Source organism: Mesorhizobium sp. M7D.F.Ca.US.004.01.2.1 (genome assembly GCF_003997785.1).
Lineage (GTDB): Bacteria > Pseudomonadota > Alphaproteobacteria > Rhizobiales > Rhizobiaceae > Mesorhizobium > Mesorhizobium loti.
On sequence record NZ_RZRQ01000078.1, the window covers coordinates 1 to 21223 of the forward strand.

Consider the following 21223-nt stretch of genomic DNA (forward strand, 5'->3'; position numbering starts at 1 on the left):
GCCATCATCGGCGACCCGCTCCGCCCGCTTTTTGCCGCGGGGAAAGCCGCGCGCGTCGAGCGCCTCGCCGATGATGGCGGCGACCCGCATACGGGGATTGAGGCTGGAAAACGGATCCTGGAAGACGATCTGCAACTTCTGCCGATAGGCGCGCATGTCGCGCGACGACAGTGAGAACAGGTCGACGCCGTCGAACAGCGCCTTGCCGCCCGTCGGTTCAACCAGCCGCAGCAAGGCCCGGCCGGCGGTGGTCTTGCCCGAACCGGACTCGCCGACAAGGCCGACAGTCGAGCCGCGCTGGACATCGAAACTGACATCCTCGACCGCATGCACGATGCGGCCGTTGCGCGCTGGAAAATGCTTGGTCAGACCCTGCACGCTGAGCAGCGGCTGCGCCTCGACGGTTTGGACAAGCGCGCTCATAGCTCGGCGCTCCTGATGCAGCGGGAAGCACCGTGCGGGCCTGCCGGCACGAGTGCGGGCGGTGCTGCCCGACACGGCGCTATGGCGAAATCGCAGCGCGGCTCGAAGGCACAACCTGGCGGCAGATTTGTGATCGGCGGCACGCTGCCAGGGATCGAATAGAGCGCACGGCGCTCGCCGGCGGCGTCGATGTCGCGGGCGGCGTTCGGCGTGCAGGCCAGCAGGCCCCTGGTGTAGGGATGGCGCTGATGCGCGAACAGATCGTTGACCGGCGCCTGTTCGACGACGCGGCCGCCATACATGACAACCACATCATGGGCGATTTCGGCGACGACACCGAGATTGTGGGTGATGAACAGGATCGACATACCCATCTCGGCCTGCAGCCGGCGCAGAAGGTCGAGGATCTGCGCCTGGATGGTGACGTCGAGCGCTGTGGTCGGCTCATCGGCGATCAGCAGAGACGGGCTGCACGACAGCGCCATGGCGATCATGACGCGCTGGCGCATGCCGCCGGACATCTGGTGCGGATAGTCGTCCAGACGCGATTCGGCGTCGGGGATTTCGACATGCTTCAGCATGGCGAGCGCGCGCTTGCGCGCTTCGCGACGATCGACCGGCTCATGCAACGCGATCATCTCGCCGATTTGGTCGCCGACCGTGAACAGCGGGTTGAGGCTGGTCATCGGCTCCTGGAAGATCATCGCGATCTCCGAGCCGCGCATTTTCCGAAACTGCTTCTGGCTGAAGCCGGCAAGATCGTGGACGCGCTCTTGCCTGTCGCGAAACAGGATGCTGCCGCCGGCAATCGCACCCGGCCGCGACAGAAGCCCCATGATGGAGAGGCTGGTGACGGATTTTCCCGAGCCGGATTCGCCGACCACCGCGAGTGTCTTGCCGCGCTTCAGATCGAAGGTCACGCCATCCACCGCCTTGGCCGTCAGCCGGCGCGTCACGAACCACGTCCGCAGATCGCGAACCGACAGGATGACGTCGCTGGCGAACGGCTCTGTCACGACTTCCACCCGCAATGCGGACAGGCGTGGGGGCCGCCCTCGCCTTGCCTGGGCATATGGCGATGAGCTGCAACGGCGTGGGCACCCAGAATGGCATGACGCGGTTCAAACAGCCGGTGCAGTGTGCTCGGCACGCCTTGGGAATCGCGCACGGTCAGATCGGCGTCGACAACATCGAACAGCGTAAACTCCGCCGCCTTGCCTTTGTCCAGCAAGCCGTCGGTCGGCAGGCGGATGGCGCGGCGCGGCGCGGTGGTCGAGGCCGCCACCACATCCTCGAATTTCATGCCGAGCGACAACAGCTTGGACATGGTGGTGGCCATGTCCCAGACCGACGTATCCAGCGAGCGGTTGTGGAGATCGGTCGAGATCGTTGCCGGTGGCAGGCCGCGCTCGAGGGCCGCCTTGGCGACATCGAAGGAGAAGGACGCGCCGCCGTGACCGACATCGAGCACGATGCCTCGCGCCGCCGCCTGTTCGGCCAGCAGGTAGAGATCGTCGTCCTCGATGATCGAGCCGCCGGCCTTGCCGTTGAAGCAATGGGTGACGATGTCGCCTTCGGTCAAAAGGCCGAGCACGTCGTCGTAGAGCGGCGGCGGCTCGCCGACATGCACCATAATGGGCAGCTTGAGGATGCGGCTGAGTTTCTTGGCCAACCGGACGGGCGTCAGATCCCAGCCGCCTGTTATGACATGGCTGGCGCGGACTTTCAGGCCAACGATGACGTCGCGGTTGGCCTCGACCGTGGCGATGACGCGGTCGAAATCGATCGAACGCATGTCGATCAGCTCGCTGACGCGGTTGCAGGCGACGAGGCCGATCGAACCGATGTTCAGGAAGGCGTAGACGTTCTCCTTGGCAGGTTCGATGATGAATTCACGAAAGCCATGGAAATTGGCCTCGCCGGCCGAGCCGGCATCGACCATCGTGGTCACGCCACGGGCCGCACCACACTGTTCAGGGCGCAGCGAGATGTCGGTGCCGCCATACCAGACATGGACATGGAGATCGGTCCAGCCGGGTGACAGAAACGCACCCTTGGCATCGACTGTGTTGACGCCCTCGCCCGCTGCAATCGCTGACGCGGTCTCGGCGATGCGGCCCTGCTCGTCGACCAGCACGTCGATCGGCTGATCGAAGCCGCCACCGAAACCGACGGGTCTGGCGCCCTTGATGAGCAGCGGCCGGTCGGCCTTTTGGAAACGATTGCCGAACATCAGATATCCTTTGCCAGACGGGGGTCGAGAAGATCGCGCAGGCCGTCGCCTACAAGCTGCAGCGACAGCACCGTGACGACGATGGCGGCGCCAGGGAACATCATGACCCAGGGCGCCTGATCCATGTATTGGCGACCGGTGGCGATCATGGTGCCCCAGGTCGGAATGTCGGGCGAAATGCCGACGCCGAGGAAGGATAGGCCGGCTTCCGCCAGGATGGCGTTGGCGAAGATGAAGGTGCCCTGCACCAAGAGCGGCGAGGTGACGTTGCGCAGCACGTGGCGGATCAGGATGATTGGCGTCGGCACGCCCAGCGCGCGCGCCGCCTCGACATAGGGAAGTTCGCGGATGACCAGCGTCGAAGCCCGCACGACGCGCGCAAGCCGCGGCGCATAGACGATGCCGAGCGCGATGACGACATTGACCGCAGTCGCGCCGAGTGCGGCGACCAGCGCGATGGCGAGCAGGATATCCGGGAATGCCATCATCGCATCGATCAGCCGCGAGACCGGCGCATCGAGCCGCTTGAAGTAGCCCGATGTCAGCCCGAGGATGGTGCCGATGATCGACGAAAAAATAACCACGGCGAAGCCGACGCTGAGCGAGGTGCGCGCGGCATAGAGCATGCGGGTGAAGACATCGCGGCCGAGATCGTCGGTACCGAACAGATGGTCGAGGCTCGGCGGGTGCAGCCGGCTGGCGATGGAGAGTTTTGACGGCGCATAAGGAGCGATGACGGGCGCCAGGATAGCAGCCAGCACGATGATCACCAGCACGGCGATGCCGGCGGCCGATGTCGGCCGGCCCAGCAGCCGTGAAAGGATGTTGGGCTCGGAGTGGAGCGGGATCGAGATCGCGGCCATCAGTAGCGAACCCTGGGATCGACCGCGAGATACAGCATGTCGATGGCGAAATTGACCAGCACGTAAAGCCCGGCAATGACCAGCAGCGCGCCCTGGATGACGGGATAGTCGCGTCTCAGCACCGCCGAGACGACGAGGCTGCCGACGCCTGGCAAGCCGAACACCGTCTCGGTCACCACCGCTCCGGAAATGAGTAGGGCTGCGGTCAGGCCGATGACGGTGAGGATGGGGATCAGCGCATTCTTGAAGGCATGCTTCAGCACCACGCGCCATTCGCTCATGCCCTTGGAGCGTGCGGTGCGCACATAGTCGTCGTTGAGCACGTCGAGCATCGAGGCGCGGGTGAAGCGCGTGATCAGCGCCGAAGAGACGAGGCCGAGCGCCAGCGCCGGCAACACGAGATGGTTCAGCCTGTCGGCAAAGGATGCGCCCGGCCCGCCATAGCCTGACGTGTCGAACCAGCCGAGCTTCACGGCGAAGAACTGGATGAACAGCAGCCCCAGCCAGAAGCTCGGCACGCTGGCCGCGAACATGGCGATGGTGGTCGTTGCCTGATCGAAGACCGAACCACGCTTGTAGGCGGCCAGTATGCCGACCGGCAAGGCGATCAGCGTCGCGATCAGCAGCGAGAACACGGTGAGGAAGAAGGTCGGCTCGGCACGCTGCGCAAGTGCTGATGTGACCGGCTCGCCAAGGAAGATCGACTGACCGAAATCTCCTTGCACCACGCCAAGCACATAGCGTCCGAACTGTTCGAGAATCGAGCCGTCGAGCCCGAGCCTGGAGCGAAGTGCTGCGATGTCGGCGGCCGACGCGTCGGGGCCGAGCATCACCGCTGCCGGATCGCCTGGCGTCACGCGCACGATGACGAAGACGATGGTGACCACCAGCGCCATGACGACGATCATGCCGAAAAGTCTGTTGAGGATCGAGCGCAGCATCGGTTCAGCCTGTCCCTTCCACAATCCATCGAAACGGTCTTGTCGGGCGCCGGCAAAAGTCTGGCCGGCGCCCGGTTGCGGGAGGAACTACTTGCCTTCCAGATAGGCGTTCCAGAAATACGGCCATGGCGCCGGCGTCACGCCCTTGAGCGTCGGCGCCTGGGCGGCCAATGCGTTGAAGTCGCCGATCTTGACCGCCGGAACCTCGTCGAAGACCGCCTTTTGCACATCGGCGAACAGCGCGACGCGCTTGGTCGGATCGGACTCGGCATTGAAGGCGCCCAGCACCTGGTGCTTGCGGTCGGAAACCCACCAGCCCGGCGAGGAATCCGACATGATGCCGGTCAGCGAGGGCTCAGGCAGGAACGGGCTGTGGGTGATGTAGATGTCCCAGAGCGCCGGATCGGTGCGGTTCTTGGTCAATGTCGCCCATTCGACCACGTCGAGCTGAACCTGGAAACCGGCGGCCTTGAGATACTCCGCGGCAACCTGCGCCATCTTGTAGTGGAATTCGTACTGGCGGCTGGTGAGGATACGCAACGGCTTGCCGTCGTAACCGGCCTCTTTCAGCAGTGCGGCGGCGCCCTCGGTGTCGCCGTCGGGCTTGTAGGCTTCGACGCCGGCATCGGTGTGCCAGGCATAGCCTTCGGGATAGAGCGCGCCGTCGGCGGCGAAGAAATCCTTCGACCCGAAGGCGGCAAGCAGCATGTCGTTGGGCGCCAGTGCCGCCTGGATCGCCTTGCGGATGCGGATGTCGGCGTTCAGTCCCTGCTTGGTGTTGAGGACGAAAACCGGCCAGCCGAAGGGTTTCAGGATGACGGGCGCGGTCTTGCCGCCGGAAATCTTGTCGAACGATTCCACGGGCAGTGAATCTGCATAGGCGAACTGGCCGGCAACCGCACCTTCGACGCGGGTGTTGGCATCGGGGACCGGCACGAAACGGATTTCGTCGAGATATTGCTTTCTGGCACCGCCATAACCGTTTGGCTCGCCATCGCGCGACTTGTAGCCGTCGAAGCGGGCAAGCTGGATGAACTGGTCGGGCTTGCGGTCCTTCAGCATATAGGGGCCGGTGCCGACAAAACTGGTCAGCGGGTCCTGCCCTGCATTCTCGGAGGGAATGATGATGGCGGCGGCGTTGTTGAGCGACAACAGCGCCAGCAGTGGCGCGAATGGCTTCTTGAGGCTGATCTTGACCGTGCCGTCGTCGACCGCATCGACCGAGGCAATGACCTCGGCGGCCTGCTTGCCGCGCGTGGCGATTTTCATCCAGCGCTGCAGCGACGCGACGACGTCGGCCGAGTTCATGTCGCTGCCGTCATGGAACTTCACGCCGGTTCTGAGCTTGATGGTGTAGACGAGCCCGTCAGGTGAAATCTGCGGCATGTCGGCGGCGAGAAGCGGCGTGATGCCCCAATCCTTGTCGAAGGTGTAAAGCGTTTCGTAGATGTGCTGCGTGACGATGCCGACGAGATCGGCGGTCGATGCCATTGGATCGAGCGTCGGCGGTTCGCCGATCGTGGCCACATCGATGACGCCGCCCTTGGCGGGCTCAGCCCAGACATTGCCCGTCGCCGGCAGCATAAGCGCGGCGAGCGAAGCTGCTATTTGGAAAAAGCGCTTCATCTTGGTTCCCTTCGCATCTATTCCATATTTATGGAACTTATATCTTAGTTACGGACTAGTAGATGCATCAGCCCTTCGCAACGTCAAGTTTTTTTCTCCCCGGGTTGCCTCGTCATCCGAATCCGGGAATCGATTTGCGCCGCCATTCCCGACCGATCGCCCATTTCACCGGCAGATTGACGTATCGCCATGGAATTGGACCTCTGTGGCCAGCGCAGATGGCGGCAATCCAGGGCAAACGGCGGCTTGCCCCAGGGCGAACGGCGGCTTGCGATCATGCCAAAGCGAATTCCGCTCAGCCGGCTTTCTATCCCCGTTATCCACATATGTGACACACAAGATGTTGGGGTCACAAAAGCTACGCAAACGAATCCTTGACGGCGCAAAACGAGTCGCCTTTTATAGGCCATGCGCTCCTGTTGAGAGTGCGACCGGAAAGTTCTGAGCCCGGTCTTTTTCCCGGATTATGTGCGTTTTTGCCCGCATTTCCGCCTGTTTACGAGGCCGGCGGAAGCGTTGGGATTGTGGGGTGGTTGGGGACGATAGGGACAATTGTCGGACTGGAATAAATTGTCTGTTAATACTATATTTAGTGTTTGCAGGTAGGTTCGACGCTAGATAGTGTGAATTTCCCTCGAGCGAGGGAATCGGAAAAAATCAGTTTTGAGGGACCCGCGGGTTCGTCGGCGCGTTGGACATGCACTTCGCAAGGAGTTTGACCAGCAGGGCCGGTGGAGACTGCAAAATGGAGAGCCGGCCGTTTTCGAACGCCGGCAGACGGCGGACATGCGCGTTTCGCATTGGGGGCAGAAATCCCTGGGGAAAAGCGCTATATATAGACAAAAGGGACCGGACCAATGCGCATCGAGCGTCGTTTCACCAAGCCAGGACAATCTGCCTACGCGGAGATCGAATTCCGCAAGGCGCTTTCGGAGATCAAAAATCCGGATGGTTCGGTGGTGTTCCGCTTGGACAATATCGACGTGCCGGCGCAGTTCTCCCAGGTTGCCGCCGACATCCTGGCGCAGAAGTATTTCCGCAAGGCCGGTGTCCCCGCGCGCCTGAAGAAGATCGAAGAGAACGACGTCCCCTCCTTCCTGTGGCGCTCGGTCGCCGATGAGGCCGAGCTGGCCAAGCTGCCGGAAGCCGAGCGCTACGGCTCCGAGATCGACGCCCGCCAGGTCTTCGACCGGCTGGCCGGCACCTGGACCTATTGGGGCTGGAAGGGCGGCTACTTCAAGGCGTCGGAGGAAGACGCGCGCGCCTTCCGTGACGAGCTTGCCTATATGCTGGCCACCCAGCGCGTGGCGCCGAATTCGCCGCAATGGTTCAACACCGGCCTACATTGGGCCTATGGCATCGACGGCCCCAGCCAGGGCCACTTCTATGTCGACCCGTTCACCGGCAAGCTGACCAAGTCGAAGTCCTCCTACGAGCACCCGCAGCCGCATGCCTGCTTCATCCAGGGCGTGCAGGACGACCTCGTCAACGAGGGCGGCATCATGGACCTGTGGGTGCGTGAAGCGCGCCTGTTCAAATACGGCTCCGGCACCGGCTCCAACTTCTCGCTGCTGCGCGGCGAAGGCGAAAAGCTGTCGGGCGGCGGCCGCTCGTCCGGTCTGATGAGCTTCCTCAAGATCGGCGACCGCGCGGCGGGCGCCATCAAGTCGGGCGGCACGACGCGCCGCGCCGCGAAAATGGTCATCGTCGACGCCGACCACCCCGATATCGAGGAATTCATCGACTGGAAGGTCAATGAAGAGCAGAAGGTCGCCTCGCTGGTGACCGGCTCCAAGATCGTCAAGAAGCATCTCGAAGCGATCATGAAGGCCTGCGTCAACTGCGAAGGCAATGGCGACGACTGCTTCGATCCGGCCATCAACACCGCGCTGAAGCGCGAGATCAAGGCGGCCAAGAAGTCCGCCGTGCCGGAGAACTACATCTACCGCGTCATCCAGTTCGCCAAGCAGGGCTATTCGTCGATGTCGTTCAAGACCTACGACACCGACTGGGATTCGGATGCCTACCTGACCGTTTCGGGCCAGAACTCCAACAATTCGGTGTCGCTGAAGGACAATTTCCTGCGCGCCGTCGAGGACGACGCCGACTGGCACCTGACCGCCCGCAAGGACGGCAAGGTATTGAAGACGCTGAAGGCTCGCGACCTCTGGGAAAAGATCGGCTATGCCGCCTGGGCTTCGGCCGATCCGGGCCTGCACTTCAACACGACGATGAACGACTGGCACACTTGCGCTTCCGCCGGTGCGATCCGGGCGTCCAACCCGTGCTCGGAATACATGTTCCTCGACGACACGGCCTGCAACCTGGCATCGATCAATCTGCTGCCCTACCGCAACGCCGACGGCACCATCGACATCGCTGCCTATGAGCACACGGTGCGGCTGTGGACCATCGTTCTCGAAATCTCGGTGATGATGGCGCAGTTCCCGTCGAAGGAGATCGCCAAGCAGTCCTACGAATACCGCACGCTCGGCCTCGGCTATGCCAACATCGGCGGCCTGCTGATGACATCGGGCATTCCCTATGACTCCGACGAAGGCCGCGCGATCTGCGCCGCACTCACCGCCATCATGACCGGCGTCGCCTACGCCACTTCGGCCGAGATGGCTTCCGAGCTCGGCGCCTTCGCCGACTACGACCGCAATGCGCAGAACATGCTGCGCGTCATGCGCAACCATCGCCGTGCCGCCTATGGCGAGAAGCAGGGCTATGAGAAGCTCGCCGTCAACCCGGTGCCGCTGGTCGCTTCCGACCTGAAGCAGCAGGACCTTGCCACCCACGCCAAGGCCGCCTGGGACCGCGCCATCGAGCTTGGCGAGGAGCATGGCTATCGCAATGCGCAGGCAACCGTGATCGCGCCGACCGGCACGATCGGCCTGGTCATGGATTGCGACACCACCGGCATCGAGCCTGACTTCGCGCTGGTGAAGTTCAAGAAGCTCGCGGGCGGCGGCTACTTCAAGATCATCAACCGCGCCGTGCCGGAAGCGCTGCGCACGCTCGGCTACTCCGAAGCCCAGATCGGCGAGATGGAGGCTTATGCGGTCGGCCACGGCAACCTCAACCAGGCGCCCGCCATCAACCCCGGCGCACTCAAGGCCAAGGGTTTCACCGACGACAAGATCGCGGCGCTCAATGCAGCCTTGAAGTCGGCCTTCGACATCAAGTTCGTCTTCAACCAGTGGACGCTCGGCGCCGACTGGGTGAAGGAGACGTTCGGCTTCACCGACGAGCAGCTCAACGATTTCTCGTTCGAGATCCTGCCGGCGCTCGGCTTCTCCAGGAAGGACATCGAGGCCGCCAACATCCATGTCTGCGGTGCCATGACGCTGGAAGGCGCGCCCTTCCTCAAGGCCGAACACCTGGCCGTGTTCGACTGCGCCAGCCCGTGCGGCAAGATCGGCAAGCGCTCGCTGTCGATCAACAGCCACATCCAGATGATGGCGGCGGCACAGCCCTTCATCTCCGGCGCCATCTCGAAGACCATCAACATGCCCAACGACGCCACGGTGGAAGACGCCAAGGGCGCCTACATGCTGTCGTGGAAGCTGGCGCTGAAGGCCAACGCGCTTTATCGCGACGGTTCGAAGCTGTCGCAGCCGCTCAACTCCTCACTGCTCGCCGATGGCGAGGACGACGAGGACGAAGCCCTCGAGCAGCTGATCGCCGCACCGGCGGCAGCGCGCGCGGCGCAGATCACCGAGCGGATCGTCGAGCGCATCATCGAGCGTGTGTCGCGCGAGCAGGAAAAGCTGCCCGGCCGCCGCAAGGGCTACACGCAGAAGGCGAAGATCGGCGGCAACACCATCTTCCTGCGCACCGGCGAATATGACGATGGCCGTCTCGGCGAGATCTTCATCGACATGAACAAGGAAGGCGCGACGCTGCGTGGCCTTCTCAACAACTTCGCCATCGCCATTTCGCTCGGCCTGCAATATGGCGTGCCGCTCGACGAATATGTGCACGCCTTCACCTTCACCAAATTCGAGCCGGCGGGCATGGTGCAAGGCAACGACGCCATCAAAAGCGCGACGTCGATCCTCGACTACGTATTCCGCGAACTGGCCATCTCCTATCTCGGCCGCAACGATCTTGCCCATGTCGACCAGTCGGACTTTTCCAACACCGCACTTGGCCGCAACATCAGCGAAGGCAAGACGGATGCGGTCTCCAAGGGCCTGACCCGTGGCGCCTCGCCGGTGAAGCTGGTGTCGCGGGTGAGCGGCAACGATCCGAAGGGCTTTGCGGCTCCCTCGGGCACCCCTGCCCGCTCAGTGCCGACCGCCTTCTCCGGCTCCAACGTGCTGGCGCTGAAGCCGGCCAGCGACGAAGCGGTCGCTTACAAGCGCGACTATGAGGAGCGGGCGAAGGAACTGGCCGAGGACATCGCCTTCGAGGAAGCGGCGGGCGTTGCTTCCGACGCCACGGCGGGATTGTTTACCGACGCCGCGGCCGTCGAGGCGGCCGAAGCCAAGAAACTCGCCAACGACCGCCGCGCCAGGTCACTGCTCCAGGGCTACACCGGCAATTCCTGCTCCGAGTGCCAGAACTTTACCATGGTGCGGAACGGGACTTGCGAGAAGTGCGACACGTGCGGCGCGACGAGCGGGTGCAGCTGAGGAAAACTTGCGTCGGCGCTAAAACGCGACATCATCGGCCCGATCGCAAGATCGGGCCGAAATGTTTAGGTGGCATGTACCGGGCCAACACATGATTGATCACATCACCATTGCTGTGAGCGACCTTGAGAAGAGCAAGCTCTTCTACGAAAGGGCTTTTGCACCCTTGGGATACAGCCTCTCCTTCGGCAAGGAGGGCGTGTTCTGCGCCTTTGATGTCGGCGCCGGCAGCCTGTTCGAGATCCAACAATCGGACAGCAAACCACCGCTGACACGTGTACACGTGGCTTTCCGGGTGAACAGCAAGGCAGACGTCGACACGTTTTATCGAGTTGCTCTCGAGGCCGGCGGCACAGACAATGGCGTACCAGGCCCGCGCCCGGAATATACCGCGAACTACTACGCCTGCTTCGTTCTTGATCCCGATGGCTACAACATGGAAGCCATGCTCAATGAGCCTAGCGTCTAACTCGCCGGCAACACCCGCAGCGTCTGCTCATCAAACAACGGTTCGTCCTGACCAATCCGCACGAACAGCACTTTCCGCCCCTCACCCGCCGGCACCTCGAAATACTGGATGCCGTCAGGCATTTCGCCCCAGTCGCCGCAGGGCGGCTCCGGAACCTCGTTGGGGTCGGCTAGCGCTTTCAGTTCTTTGGCGTAGGCAGCGTCGGGGCTGAATGTGTAGCGCTTGACGACGGCGGGTACTGTGCCCTCGGTGTAAGGCGCCAGCACGCAGCGCGCGCTGATGGCCTTGTCCGTCTTGTCCAGGAACAGGCGCTGCAACGCAGCCTCGGCGGTTTCGCCTGATATGATGTCGAACACCTCGACAAGAGGGTCGGCCGCACCGCCATCGCTGTATTTGATGGCGAGTGCGTTGCCGGCGAACTCGAAATGGATCTGTCGGAAGCCGAAGTCGCAGCGCTGCGCCCAAGCGGCCATGCCGACATTTTTGTCCGTCAGCCTTTCCCAGACGCATTTGTCGATGGGCGGGCGCGACGGCGCCGGCTCGTCCGCCCGCGCCACGGTGATTGTCGTCGCGGATGCAAGCAGGGCGCTGGCCCAGATGATCGATTTCATGGCGCTATTCATCGCTGCATCCTGTCAAAGTGAAGGCATCCCACGCCGAACCATCTGGATTGGCATTGGCGAAATCGGCTCCTTCGGTGAAAGCCACGCCGAAATCAGGCAAGAGCAGCCCTTTAGGCGCGGGTGTCGCTTCGCGCGAATTCAGCTGCTCGGCGCCGCCACCGGTCAAGGCATAGACTTGGCCCATCCAAATCCTGCACAGCCCGCTGCCGTCCTGCAGCCCCGCTTCGCGGTCGTCGTCGGTACAGGCGTGGCGGATGGTGCCGAGCGGAAAAGAATTCCTGCCGTTGGTCCAGGTGATGTCGGCCGGCAGGCTTGTGCCGGCGTTGGGCACGCTCAGCGAAAACACCTGCGCCGTCAGCGCCGCCGGCTCGTTGGCGAGCGGCCGGAATTGCATGACCGCGCCCGAGCGCGGCTCGCGATAGGTGGCGTGGCTCAGCAGGCATTCTTTTGCGAAGGCCGCCTGCATCGGGCCGAGCAAGCCCAGGAAAACGAAGGCCAGTGTGCGGGTGATCATCAGATGTCTCTGGGAAAGCGTTGCCTGGGGCCGCACAGTCGCATCATCCGCGCGAAAGCATAAGCGAAATCCGGAACGGCTGGGTTTGTCCGCTCCTGGACGAAAACTTATCCTGTACCCACGGCGACAGCCTGTATGGTCGAGCACAGCGGCCCAGGAGACAGATGATGCGGCGTTTGGTGATGACGATGGCAATGTCCGCATTTGCGGGCGGCCCGGCACTGGCGGCGGCGCCCTATGTCGGGGCATGGTCCAGCGACCGGCTGAACTGCAGTGCGGCGGCCGACGTCCAACGCGAAACCGTCTTCACTGTAGACCAGGCTGCCCTGTCGCTTCCCGAGTTTGGCTGCGAGCACGCGACATTTCGCAAAAATCCGACCGGATGGGTGGTGCGGGCAAGCCAATGCTACGGCTCTGACCCGTCGCTCGAAGAGCCGTTCACGCGCGTCATTCATATCGTCAGGCACGGCGCCACGCTGCGGTTCACCTGGCCTGGTTTCGACAGCGGCCCCCTCGTCCGCTGCTGAATGCGTCCATCGCCTCAGAACAGCCCGACCAGAAACGCGGCGCCACCGAGAAAGCCTGCCGAGCAGACCCACAGCAACCACAGCCCGCGCACCCGGCATTCGAGCACCGCCGAGCCGGGGTTGGCGGGGTCATAGTGCACGTCGACCTTGCTGCCTTCGACATAGTCTCGTGCCTGGCCGCCGACGAGGCCGGGCAATGAAGCCGTCACGGTGGCGCCGAAGGTCACGCGATCGGCGCTGTAGCGCTGGCCGGCGACGCCATAGGAATAGACGATGCGGGATTTGAAGACGGTGCGCCAGCGTCGATAGCCTGAATGGCTTCGGAGCGCCTGGAGGCCCGAGGCATCGATGCGGCCGGCAGTGACCGGCCATTTTGCAGCCTGCTCGGCCAACGATTTCTGGGCGAAACCCATGCGCAGGACAAACAGGCCCATGAACAGCAGCAGCGCCCCGGCGCCGAGGTTCTGCGGCTTGGGCAGATGCGGGCCGATCGCCTCCAGCACACCGCCGACGGAAAACACCAGCACCAGCGCGCCGACCACCAGTCCGGCCGAAAGCTGGACCATGAACTTGAAGGCGCCGTCCGGCATGGTGCGCTCGATCACGGCTTTGCTCGGAGCCGCCGGATCATAGAACACGGTCCCCTCAGCACCGCGGGGAAACCGTGCAAGGGTCTCCTTGACTTCGAAATTCCCCAGATTCTCCTGCACGCTGTAGCGCGAGCCGCGAAATGTCTTGCCGCCAACCTTGTATTCGAAGGTGATCGCCGGAAAATTGCGGATCTCGGTGGAATCGCTGCTGTCCGAACCGCTGCCAGAGCTGCGGACCTCGCGTGCCTCAACGCGCGAAGAGACGATCTTTCCCGGCGCCGGCAACCAGCGGCTGACCGCCTTCACTTCTCGCCATTTCAGAAAGGTGACGATCGACAGCCCGCCGGCGACCGCGCAGGCAAAGCCGACAAGCAGAATCTTGAGCTCCAACTCGTCTCCCCCCAGGAGTGCAGGAGCCTGCACATAGACAGCAAGGCCGCGGCAATGTCTCGTATATTCGAGAAGCCGCCTCTCCAGAAAGGAAAAGACCGTCTTCCGTTGATCCAGATCAACGCACACGCACCGCTCATGCTGTCTCCTCGACACTCATCGAAGGGAGAACGAGCGTGTCGACTTACGACCTCATGGTTATCACCGCAGTGCTAGTCTGTTTCGGGTCATTCTCTGCAGTCCTGGCCTATGCCACCCTCGATGAATCGCGTCGCCGGCCACGCAGATAAGAGCAGCGCAAACAGCAACAGCCCGCGCCGCGTCATGCTGGCCTGATAGCCAGGAAGGTGTTCCATTCTTCGCGATCGCGGCCGACGTTGAAATCGTCCCTGATCAGGACCAGCCCGGCGCTTTCGAGACGGGCCGCGAAGTCGTCCCTGCGCCAGTAGACCGTATGATATTCGCCTGACGTCTCACCATCGCCGTTGCGCATAGATACGAGAAAGGCGCCGCCTGGCCGCAGCGACCCGGCTATCTTGGCAAGGACCTGGTCGGTCTGGTCGCGCGGCACATGGATCAGGACGCACAGGGCCAGCACCGCGTCGTAGGGGCCGCCGAGATCATCGGTGAGGAGATCGAGGAGTTCGCCGCGCTTGCCGCGCGCGGCCTGCAGCTCGAGAAACCGCTTCGTCGCGTCGGTGCGCCGAACCTTGACGCCCAAACTCTCCAGAAAGTCCGCATCGTATCCCGCTCCGGACCCAACTTCCAGAATCCGGCCGCTGGTACCGGCGATCGCCACAAGGCGCTTCAGCGATGCCTGCTCCCTCTCGTTGGGAACATGCCTCACGATGGCATCGTACTGTTCCGCATAATCCTCATAAGCACTGATCGTTTGACGGCTCTTCGCCAGATCCTGCGATGACACGCTCATCTTTCCCTCCCTTGCATTCTAAGTCGGTCAAAGAGACTTGCCTCAGCGGATGCTGCCGTTGGGAACATGTCCGTCGAGCATGCCGATATCGCGCAGGAAGTGGTCCGACAGGCAACGGCGATCGAGCAGGCGGCGCGAACGGGGCCTGAACGGAGCGGTGAAGAGGTCGAGCATCGGACGACGAAGCGTGTTGTAGAGGGTCGTGGTCATTGCCGTGTCCTTCCGGGTTCGAGTTGATGGACAGAGCATGCCTCTTTCCAGCCTTGGATTCCAATCGAACGTCGCGTATCATGCATCAGGAGGATTGATGCGTCATGAGTTGGGAGCTGCCGCCGCTAGGCGCTATCAGGGTGTTTGAGGCCGCAGCGCGGCTGGGCAGTTTCACCAAGGCCGCCGAAGAACTCGGTATGACCCAGTCGGCTGCCAGCTATCAGATCAAAGTGCTGGAAGAACGCGCCGGAACGCCGCTTTTCATAAGAAAAACAAGGCAGATCGCCCTGACCGAGGCTGGACAGCAGTTGGCGCCGCACGCAACGGGCGCGTTCTCTGCCTTGGCGGATGCGTGGGTCGCAACCAAGGGTGGAGCGACAGGCGTGCTTTCCGTGACGACGATGGAAACATTCGCAACGAACTGGCTGGCGGTCTGGCTTGGAACATTCCAGCTGATGCATCCCGATCTTGCCGTGAAGGTGAATACATCGGCCCGGCTGGTCGATTTCACACGCGAGGATATGGACATCGGCATCAGGACAGGCACCGGAAAATGGCCCGGCCTGACAGCGCATTATCTGTTCAAGGCAGACTACACGCCAATGCTCAGCCCCAAACTGGCCGAGAGCGTGGGCGGTATTCGCCACCCCGAGGATCTCTACAAGGTAGCGCTATGCTGTGCGACCGATCCCTGGTGGAAAATCTGGTTCGAAGCAGCCGGCGTGCCCTTCGATCCCGATCGCGTCATCGCGGGTCCAATGCTGGGTTCGCAGGCTTATGATGCGATGGCGGCACTGACCGATCAGGGCGCCGCGATCCTCACCCGCAACATCTACAGCGCCCTTTTGGCAAAGGGCCAGTTGATACAGCCGTTCGAAGTCCTCGGCTCCGACGGCGACGGCTATTGGCTGGTGCACCTGGAAAGCCGCCGCAACACGCCCAAGATCAAGGTGTTCCGGGACTGGGTTCTGGCCCAGACGGCGGATATCAGGGAGAGCGAAGCACGCCGGGCCTGACGGACCGATTCAGTCGGCGTCGGCAACGGAGATCCGGCCGCCGGCCCAGTTGCGCCATTGCCGTTCGTCGCCGTGGAAGACGTTGAGGTCGATGCGGCCGGTGACGCCATGCGACAGGCCGGAGCCGGAATACTGCCAGAACAGCCATTTGCGGTCGGGATAGACCTTGGATGGATGCCGCGCCACGGCGCGCACCCAGAACGGATAATCGAGGAATTCACCCCTGAGATTGTCACGGTAGAAATCAGGCGCGGTGTAGATGATGGGCCGCTGGCCGTAATGGCGTTCCAGCTTGTCCATGAACACCTGCATCTTCTCCAGCACCTTTTCGCGCGACGGCCGCCGCTTGCAACTGGACTCGCCGTTCCACTCGACGTCGATCACCGGCGGCAGCGCGCCTTCGACCCTGGGCACATTGCGGATGAACCAGTCGGCCTGCTCGCCAGCCGTGCGACACCAGTAGAAGAAGTGGTAAGCGCCACGCTTCAGGCCAGCAGCGTCGGCATTGCGCCAGTTCTTCATGAACATCGGATCGAGATGATCACCACCGTCGGTCGCCTTGATGTAGGCGAAGTTGGCGCCCTGGACGCGCAGCTTGTCCCAGTTCACGTTGCCTTGCCAGCGTGAGACGTCGACGCCGTGCACGGCAAGGTGGCGGGGCGAACCCTTGCCGAAATTGATCGGCTTGGCATCGCGAAAACCATAGCGGGTGACCGGCCCGGCAAGCATCGGAGGCGCCGCGCGGCTCAAGAGCCTCGGCGGCGATACCAGGGCCGCCGGCTCGATTGAGGGCTCGATGCTGTCCGACGGTTCCGGCGCTGAAAGTGCCACCGTCTCTTCCTCCGCCAGACCGAAAGGCCGCGGACTTTCGTCCGGGTCATTCTCAGACATGGGCGCCATTTCGACCCTTGGCGCGCGCTTGGCCATTGCCTGGGGGACTGCCGCTATAGGTGCCGGCGGCCGGATCACGGAACTGGTGGTTTCGCTCGACGGTTTCTGCAAATCCAAGGCATCGATGCCGGCCGTCGACGTGCAGCCGGCAAGGCATAACGATGCGATCAAGAAACTGATAGCGCCCGGAATCCGCATCTGGACCTGTACTCAAAACACAACAGACCGAGGGCAAAATGACAGCCAACGGACAAACCGGATCAGTTATGAATGAGAAATTACCAATAAAGTTTGAATCAAGGATTATTAGTCGGAGCGAAGGTTGACGAACGGGGTTCGCGACGGCCAGCGAGAGTCGGAAAGAGAGCTCGGGCGCTAGCCATTCTTCCTGAAGACGCCAATCATCGGCCCCAAATTCCAGTAGTCGTCGTTGCGGCCGATGGCAGGCGCAAACAGGCTGGATATCGTGCCGTCGAGGAACAGCGCGTTGTCGCAGCCGAGCGCGTCGCGGAAAAGCCGGGCGAAGGCATGGAAGGTCACCGTGCCGTTCGAAATCGCAAACACCGCAACGCCGTCCTTTCGCACCCCGACCCCGTCGCGGGTTTTTCGCGAGGTGCTGTCAGCCTGGAATTTCGGATGCAGCTGGCCGTCGATCACCAGCATTGGCCCGGATTGCGTCGCATAATCGACGCTCGGACGCCTTTTCACAAAATCCCTGGTGGCGCGGACCGCGGCCTTGCCGTCGCGCATGTAGAAAATACCGTTCGGCTGCAGGGAAAAATTGCCGCTTCCCGATCCCGTCTTCACATCAGCCATTTCCTGGCCGTGCTCGACATAGAGACCGACCGGCGCGAGGTTCGGGTGATACATGCCGGCATTGATGCCGAACAGCATCGTGCGCCCGGCCGCCTGCTGCGCGGCATGGAGATTGTGCAGCGACTGAAATGGCTTGCCCGCCGGATCTTTCCAGAACAACTCGACCTGATATCGTTTCGGATCGACCTCGCACACGAGATAGCTGGTCGCCTCGAAGGCGAAGTCCCGGCATGGCGGCAATGAGGCAACCCACTGGCCCAACCCCATGCCGAGTGCCGCCACCGACGGCAGCGCGCCCTTGGCGAGCGCCAGCAGCAATGGGACCGATTGCAGAAAGGTCAAAAAATCCATGCGCGTACCGGAATCGAAGTTCGAGGCCCGGTACGGATATAGCCCGTTTCAAGCGATCCTGTGGAAGACTCAGGCGCGCTTAGACAAGCCATCCCATGGCGACGCACAGTAGCAGGACGGCACCGAGCACGCCGCGATAGATGACGAACGGCCAGGCCGAAAAACGCTCCAGCACGCGCATCAGCCCCCATATGGCGAAGAAGGCGGAGATCGAGGCAACGACCAGCCCGACGGCGAGGACCGACCAGCCATGGGCGTCGAGATGGACCTTGTGCAGTTCCCAAAGCTCCTTGAGACCGGCGAGCGCAATCGCGGGCAACCCGAGCAGGAACGAGAAGCGCGCCGCTTCGGCCCGCTTGAAGCCGAGCCCCAGTGCCGCGGTCAGGGTCGAGCCCGAGCGCGACACGCCGGGGATGAGCGCGCCGATCTGGGCGACACCGACGAGCAGCGCATCTGCCAGCGACGCTTCGCCCATGGTGCGCCGGTGGCGTGCAAAAATCTCGGCCAGCGCCAGCATGATCGCCATGGCGATGCAGGCCCAGCCGATCACAGTCAGGCTGCGCAGCGGCGAATTGCAGGCGTTGAGCACGCCCGACAGCGCAACGCCGGCGATGACGATCGGGATCGTCGCCAATATGATCCAGAGCGCCAGCCGGAAATGCCGGTCAGCGAAATCGCGTCGCGCCAGTGCGTCGAGCGACCCAAACAGAGTATCCCTGACGTCACTCCAGAAATAGCTGACCACCGCGGCAAGGGCCGCAAGCTGCATGGCAGCGGAGAAGGCGGAACCGGGATCTTGCCAGCCGAGCACGGCCGGCACGATGCGCATATGGGCGGTCGAGGAAATCGGCAGCAGTTCGGTGATGCCTTGCACCACGCCGAGGAACGCCACCTTGGCAAATCCCAGGCCGACGAAGCCCGTGTCCAGGCCTTGAGTGCAGATGTCGGCCAATGTCGAATTCCATGCATGAGAGATCGGACTTGCGCGGACCGACCAGTATCGGTCAATCCCGGGCAAGCCTTATCGTCATGGGCAGGATAATCAATTTACGGATTTGTAAGCTGGTGTCGGGATGCACGCGATTCAAAACCAGCCCACCTTGGGGCCAGCTTGATATTCATAGGGAAAATCGCAACGTGATTAGTCGCAACGCGATTTACGGGCAGAGCCAGAGTTTCTGGCATGTCCTGGCGATCACATGCGCCGGCGGCACGTCAGGTTCATCGACGGAGGGCCGGCGAACCCGTTCGAGCAGCATGCGCACCTGTTCGGGGCGCACACGATCGCGCTCCATCACAAGCAGGACCATCGGATCGCTCAAAAGCTCATCCAGGGTGCTGATGCTGTCGTTCATCCGTCGTCTCCTCGAATGCCGTGCCCGCGCCCCTTAAATAGGGAGACAAAGATGGCCCGCCAATGACGCTTTGCCGGCTATCTCGTGTCTCTTTCGATTAAATTTTGGTCATGGTTACGCTCTTCCTTCTCTCCCTGCGGACGAAGGAAAAACTAGCCTGGCGGCGGAGCGCCTTCGTACTGCGGCAAGCCGTCATCGAGCATCAGCCAGGGCTGCTTCGAGGCCGTGAAAATATGCATTTGCGGCTTGAAAACTGTGGGATCGTCGAGCGAACCTGTGGTGATGCCGATGATGCCCGCGGAATCGCGCCGGGAGAACATCGTCGTGCCGCAGCTCGGGCAAAAGCCGCGTTTGAGGTCCGGCGAGGAGTTTATCGTCGCCAGTGGCCCGTCCACCGTCAAATCGTCGATGCGAAACAGCACGCGGGCGTTGAAGGCGGCACCGATCGCCCTCTGGCAAACCCGGCAGTGGCAGATGCGTTCGTTGATGGGGGCCGCGTCCGTGCGGTAGCGCACCGCCTTGCACAGGCATCCGCCCTCATATCTTGCCATCGCCCGGATCCATTGGTGGAGAGAATAAGCGGCACCGTAGCGGCGGGACCGATTGGGTCAATTGAAAAGCTTTGATACAACGTCATCGATTATGGTGATGCGGGTGGAACTGAGGCCATGACGGCGGACATCGAAACCATCGGCATTGCGGACCTGTTCGGGCCGCCCTCGCCCGCTCGCGACCGCACCGACGCCAGGATCATGGCGGCAGCCTCCGGAATCGGCTTCATGGCGGTCCGGGACTTTCCCGGCGACGACTGGCTGACGCCGGACAAACGCGCACAATTGCTGCGCATCTTCTCGCTTGCCGACGCCGAAAAGCAGAAACTGCTGCGCTGGAATTTCGACCGCACGAAAAACAATTTCTATCGCGGCTGGTTCCCGCTGCAGCCGACAGCCGTTTCCTACAAGGAAGGCATCGACATGGGACCGGATCTCGCCCATGCGGCTGATGTCCCGGCTTCCGACGATCCGTTGTGCGAGCCGACACCCTTGCCGACCGAAGACGCTCTGCCAGGCTGGCGCGCGGCGGCAGCGGATTACTATCGCGCGATGGAGACTGTGGGCAACGCACTGATGCGCTCGATCGCCCGCGGGCTTGGCCTGCCGGAAACCATCTTCGACGCCTATTTCAAGCATGGCATCTCGACGCTGCGGCTGATCCGTTATCCCCTGCGTGACGCCAATGCCGGGGTCGACACCAGCGGGCCGGAGTTTTCGGTTGTCCACAAGGGTGAGACGCGCACCATCATCGGCCGCGAGCATGCCGATTCCGGCTTCGTCACCTTGCTGGCGCAGGACGGCGTCGAGGGCTTGCAGGCCAAGAACCTTGCCGGCGAATGGATCGACGTGCCGCCGGCCAACGGCACGCTTGCGGTCAATTTCGGCCAGCTGCTGGAACGCTGGACCGGCGGGCGCGTCCGGGCAACGCGGCACCGGGTGATTGCCCCGAAGACGGCGCGCTTCTCGATCCCGTTCTTCTACGAACCGCGCGTCGACGCCGAGATTGCGCCGTTGCCGCTGACCGGCGCGGAGCCCTTCGAGCCGTTTCTCTACGGCGACTATCTCTGGGAAGCGGCGACGAATTTCGTCGAGATGAGCGGCATCAAGCATCTCAGGCAGCCGCGCCGCGCCAAGGCTTCATAAACAAAGCCGCCGGCCGCCTCATGAGAGACGGCCGGCGGGAATCGACGGGCGGTCATCCCGTTTCGCTGACGACCTCGTCCCAGGTCTTCACCTTGGTCTCGCCATAGAGGAAAGGCA

At 62.6% G+C, this 21223-nt stretch carries 22 protein-coding genes; 6 read left to right on the forward strand and 16 right to left on the reverse strand.

Translation table 11 applies throughout. The features are described from left to right. From EN993_RS13620 to EN993_RS13645, 6 genes are all read right to left on the reverse strand, one after another. On the reverse strand, positions 1-423 hold a 423-nt coding region (locus EN993_RS13620; protein ID WP_127263623.1), incomplete at its 3' end, for an ATP-binding cassette domain-containing protein. Then, complete coding sequence (locus tag EN993_RS13625; RefSeq protein WP_109669845.1) at positions 420-1439, reverse strand: ABC transporter ATP-binding protein; 1020 nt, start codon at positions 1437-1439, stop codon at positions 420-422. The genes EN993_RS13625 and EN993_RS13620, both read right to left, overlap by 4 nt. Then, on the reverse strand, positions 1436-2656 hold the full coding sequence (locus EN993_RS13630) for an amidohydrolase/deacetylase family metallohydrolase (protein ID WP_109669777.1): 1221 nt from the start codon (positions 2654-2656) through the stop codon (positions 1436-1438). Before EN993_RS13630 ends, EN993_RS13625 begins: the two co-directional genes overlap by 4 nt. After that, positions 2656-3519 carry an ABC transporter permease gene (locus EN993_RS13635; RefSeq protein WP_127263625.1) on the reverse strand — a complete coding sequence of 288 codons (864 nt, stop codon included), beginning with the start codon at positions 3517-3519 and terminating at the stop codon, positions 2656-2658. The genes EN993_RS13630 and EN993_RS13635 overlap by 1 nt, the downstream gene beginning before the upstream one ends. Next, a complete protein-coding gene (locus EN993_RS13640; protein WP_109669772.1) occupies positions 3519-4460 on the reverse strand; it encodes an ABC transporter permease in 942 nt (313 codons plus the stop codon). Before EN993_RS13640 ends, EN993_RS13635 begins: the two co-directional genes overlap by 1 nt. Positions 4461-4547: 87 nt before the next feature. After that, positions 4548-6044 (reverse strand): ABC transporter substrate-binding protein, encoded by a 1497-nt coding sequence (locus tag EN993_RS13645; RefSeq protein ID WP_245468784.1) that lies wholly within the window; start codon positions 6042-6044, stop codon positions 4548-4550. Between the two features lie 899 nt (positions 6045-6943). Between EN993_RS13645 and EN993_RS13650 the strand changes: the two genes are divergently transcribed. Next, positions 6944-10726: a vitamin B12-dependent ribonucleotide reductase gene (locus EN993_RS13650; protein WP_127263627.1), complete on the forward strand. Its 3783-nt coding sequence runs from the start codon at positions 6944-6946 to the stop codon at positions 10724-10726. A 91-nt stretch (positions 10727-10817) separates the two neighbouring features. Then, complete coding sequence (locus EN993_RS13655; RefSeq protein ID WP_127263629.1) at positions 10818-11195, forward strand: VOC family protein; 378 nt, start codon at positions 10818-10820, stop codon at positions 11193-11195. Here the strand turns inward: EN993_RS13655 and EN993_RS13660 are convergent. Together EN993_RS13660 and EN993_RS13665 are read right to left on the reverse strand one after the other, a co-directional pair. Further along, the gene (locus EN993_RS13660) at positions 11192-11818 is read right to left on the reverse strand and encodes a hypothetical protein (protein ID WP_127263631.1); all 627 of its coding nucleotides are present in this window, start codon (positions 11816-11818) and stop codon (positions 11192-11194) included. The genes EN993_RS13655 and EN993_RS13660 overlap by 4 nt on opposite strands. Further along, on the reverse strand, positions 11811-12332 hold the full coding sequence (locus tag EN993_RS13665) for a hypothetical protein (RefSeq protein WP_109669757.1): 522 nt from the start codon (positions 12330-12332) through the stop codon (positions 11811-11813). Before EN993_RS13665 ends, EN993_RS13660 begins: the two co-directional genes overlap by 8 nt. Positions 12333-12526: 194 nt before the next feature. On the opposite strand from EN993_RS13665, the gene EN993_RS13670 reads away from it, so the two are divergent. Beyond that, positions 12527-12859: a hypothetical protein gene (locus EN993_RS13670; RefSeq protein WP_245462856.1), complete on the forward strand. Its 333-nt coding sequence runs from the start codon at positions 12527-12529 to the stop codon at positions 12857-12859. A 14-nt stretch (positions 12860-12873) separates the two neighbouring features. Here the strand turns inward: EN993_RS13670 and EN993_RS13675 are convergent, their stop codons facing one another. The 3 genes from EN993_RS13675 to EN993_RS37030 all read right to left on the reverse strand — a co-directional run bounded on the left by EN993_RS13675 (position 12874) and on the right by EN993_RS37030 (position 14980). Continuing rightward, positions 12874-13839: a DUF3592 domain-containing protein gene (locus EN993_RS13675; RefSeq protein ID WP_164757654.1), complete on the reverse strand. Its 966-nt coding sequence runs from the start codon at positions 13837-13839 to the stop codon at positions 12874-12876. A 322-nt stretch (positions 13840-14161) separates the two neighbouring features. Next, positions 14162-14770: a class I SAM-dependent methyltransferase gene (locus EN993_RS13680; protein ID WP_127263633.1), complete on the reverse strand. Its 609-nt coding sequence runs from the start codon at positions 14768-14770 to the stop codon at positions 14162-14164. A 42-nt stretch (positions 14771-14812) separates the two neighbouring features. Further along, a complete protein-coding gene (locus tag EN993_RS37030; protein WP_164757655.1) occupies positions 14813-14980 on the reverse strand; it encodes a hypothetical protein in 168 nt (55 codons plus the stop codon). Positions 14981-15084: 104 nt separating this feature from the next. Here EN993_RS37030 and EN993_RS13685 point away from each other — a divergent pair, with 104 nt between their 5' ends. Beyond that, entirely contained in the window at positions 15085-15996 is a 912-nt protein-coding gene (locus tag EN993_RS13685; RefSeq protein WP_127263635.1) for a LysR family transcriptional regulator, read from the forward strand. Positions 15997-16005: 9 nt separating this feature from the next. Here the strand turns inward: EN993_RS13685 and EN993_RS13690 are convergent, their stop codons facing one another. Then, positions 16006-16887: a glycoside hydrolase family 25 protein gene (locus EN993_RS13690; RefSeq protein WP_245468782.1), complete on the reverse strand. Its 882-nt coding sequence runs from the start codon at positions 16885-16887 to the stop codon at positions 16006-16008. On the opposite strand from EN993_RS13690, the gene EN993_RS37760 reads away from it, so the two are divergent. Beyond that, positions 16886-17161, forward strand: a complete 276-nt coding sequence (locus EN993_RS37760; protein ID WP_245462859.1) for a hypothetical protein — start codon at positions 16886-16888, stop codon at positions 17159-17161. The two genes, EN993_RS13690 and EN993_RS37760, sit on opposite strands and share 2 nt — an antisense overlap. Positions 17162-17262: 101 nt before the next feature. Here the strand turns inward: EN993_RS37760 and EN993_RS13695 are convergent, their stop codons facing one another. The 4 genes from EN993_RS13695 to EN993_RS13710 form a co-directional block, all read right to left on the reverse strand. Then, positions 17263-18054 (reverse strand): phosphodiester glycosidase family protein, encoded by a 792-nt coding sequence (locus tag EN993_RS13695; RefSeq protein ID WP_127263639.1) that lies wholly within the window; start codon positions 18052-18054, stop codon positions 17263-17265. 79 nt (positions 18055-18133) lie between these two features. Then, complete coding sequence (locus EN993_RS13700) at positions 18134-19006, reverse strand: undecaprenyl-diphosphate phosphatase (RefSeq protein ID WP_127263641.1); 873 nt, start codon at positions 19004-19006, stop codon at positions 18134-18136. 205 nt (positions 19007-19211) lie between these two features. Then, a complete protein-coding gene (locus EN993_RS13705; RefSeq protein WP_109669740.1) occupies positions 19212-19409 on the reverse strand; it encodes a hypothetical protein in 198 nt (65 codons plus the stop codon). Positions 19410-19561: 152 nt separating this feature from the next. Beyond that, positions 19562-19960 carry a GFA family protein gene (locus EN993_RS13710; RefSeq protein ID WP_109669738.1) on the reverse strand — a complete coding sequence of 133 codons (399 nt, stop codon included), beginning with the start codon at positions 19958-19960 and terminating at the stop codon, positions 19562-19564. Positions 19961-20077: 117 nt separating this feature from the next. Here EN993_RS13710 and EN993_RS13715 point away from each other — a divergent pair, with 117 nt between their 5' ends. After that, positions 20078-21106: a 2OG-Fe(II) oxygenase family protein gene (locus EN993_RS13715; RefSeq protein WP_127263643.1), complete on the forward strand. Its 1029-nt coding sequence runs from the start codon at positions 20078-20080 to the stop codon at positions 21104-21106. The last annotated feature ends 117 nt before the right edge of the window (positions 21107-21223 follow it).

Excerpts from the sequence above, each read along its gene's own strand:
- EN993_RS13670 (WP_245462856.1), top strand. The coding sequence starts at position 12,527 with ATGTCCGCATTTGCGGGCGGCCCGGCACTGGCGGCGGCGCCCTATGTC.
- EN993_RS13665 (WP_109669757.1), bottom strand. The coding sequence starts at position 12,332 with ATGATCACCCGCACACTGGCCTTCGTTTTCCTGGGCTTGCTCGGCCCG.
- EN993_RS13660 (WP_127263631.1), bottom strand. The coding sequence starts at position 11,818 with ATGAATAGCGCCATGAAATCGATCATCTGGGCCAGCGCCCTGCTTGCA.
- EN993_RS13630 (WP_109669777.1), bottom strand. The coding sequence starts at position 2,656 with ATGTTCGGCAATCGTTTCCAAAAGGCCGACCGGCCGCTGCTCATCAAG.
- EN993_RS13710 (WP_109669738.1), bottom strand. The coding sequence starts at position 19,960 with ATGGCAAGATATGAGGGCGGATGCCTGTGCAAGGCGGTGCGCTACCGC.
- EN993_RS13695 (WP_127263639.1), bottom strand. The coding sequence starts at position 18,054 with ATGGATTTTTTGACCTTTCTGCAATCGGTCCCATTGCTGCTGGCGCTC.
- EN993_RS13655 (WP_127263629.1), top strand. The coding sequence starts at position 10,818 with ATGATTGATCACATCACCATTGCTGTGAGCGACCTTGAGAAGAGCAAG.
- EN993_RS13650 (WP_127263627.1), top strand. The coding sequence starts at position 6,944 with ATGCGCATCGAGCGTCGTTTCACCAAGCCAGGACAATCTGCCTACGCG.
- EN993_RS13635 (WP_127263625.1), bottom strand. The coding sequence starts at position 3,519 with ATGGCCGCGATCTCGATCCCGCTCCACTCCGAGCCCAACATCCTTTCA.
- EN993_RS37030 (WP_164757655.1), bottom strand. The coding sequence starts at position 14,980 with ATGACCACGACCCTCTACAACACGCTTCGTCGTCCGATGCTCGACCTC.
- EN993_RS13680 (WP_127263633.1), bottom strand. The coding sequence starts at position 14,770 with ATGAGCGTGTCATCGCAGGATCTGGCGAAGAGCCGTCAAACGATCAGT.
- EN993_RS13640 (WP_109669772.1), bottom strand. The coding sequence starts at position 4,460 with ATGCTGCGCTCGATCCTCAACAGACTTTTCGGCATGATCGTCGTCATG.
- EN993_RS13645 (WP_245468784.1), bottom strand. The coding sequence starts at position 6,044 with ATGCTGCCGGCGACGGGCAATGTCTGGGCTGAGCCCGCCAAGGGCGGC.
- EN993_RS13705 (WP_109669740.1), bottom strand. The coding sequence starts at position 19,409 with ATGAACGACAGCATCAGCACCCTGGATGAGCTTTTGAGCGATCCGATG.
- EN993_RS13690 (WP_245468782.1), bottom strand. The coding sequence starts at position 16,887 with ATGTCTGAGAATGACCCGGACGAAAGTCCGCGGCCTTTCGGTCTGGCG.
- EN993_RS37760 (WP_245462859.1), top strand. The coding sequence starts at position 16,886 with ATGGGCGCCATTTCGACCCTTGGCGCGCGCTTGGCCATTGCCTGGGGG.
- EN993_RS13685 (WP_127263635.1), top strand. The coding sequence starts at position 15,085 with ATGAGTTGGGAGCTGCCGCCGCTAGGCGCTATCAGGGTGTTTGAGGCC.
- EN993_RS13715 (WP_127263643.1), top strand. The coding sequence starts at position 20,078 with ATGACGGCGGACATCGAAACCATCGGCATTGCGGACCTGTTCGGGCCG.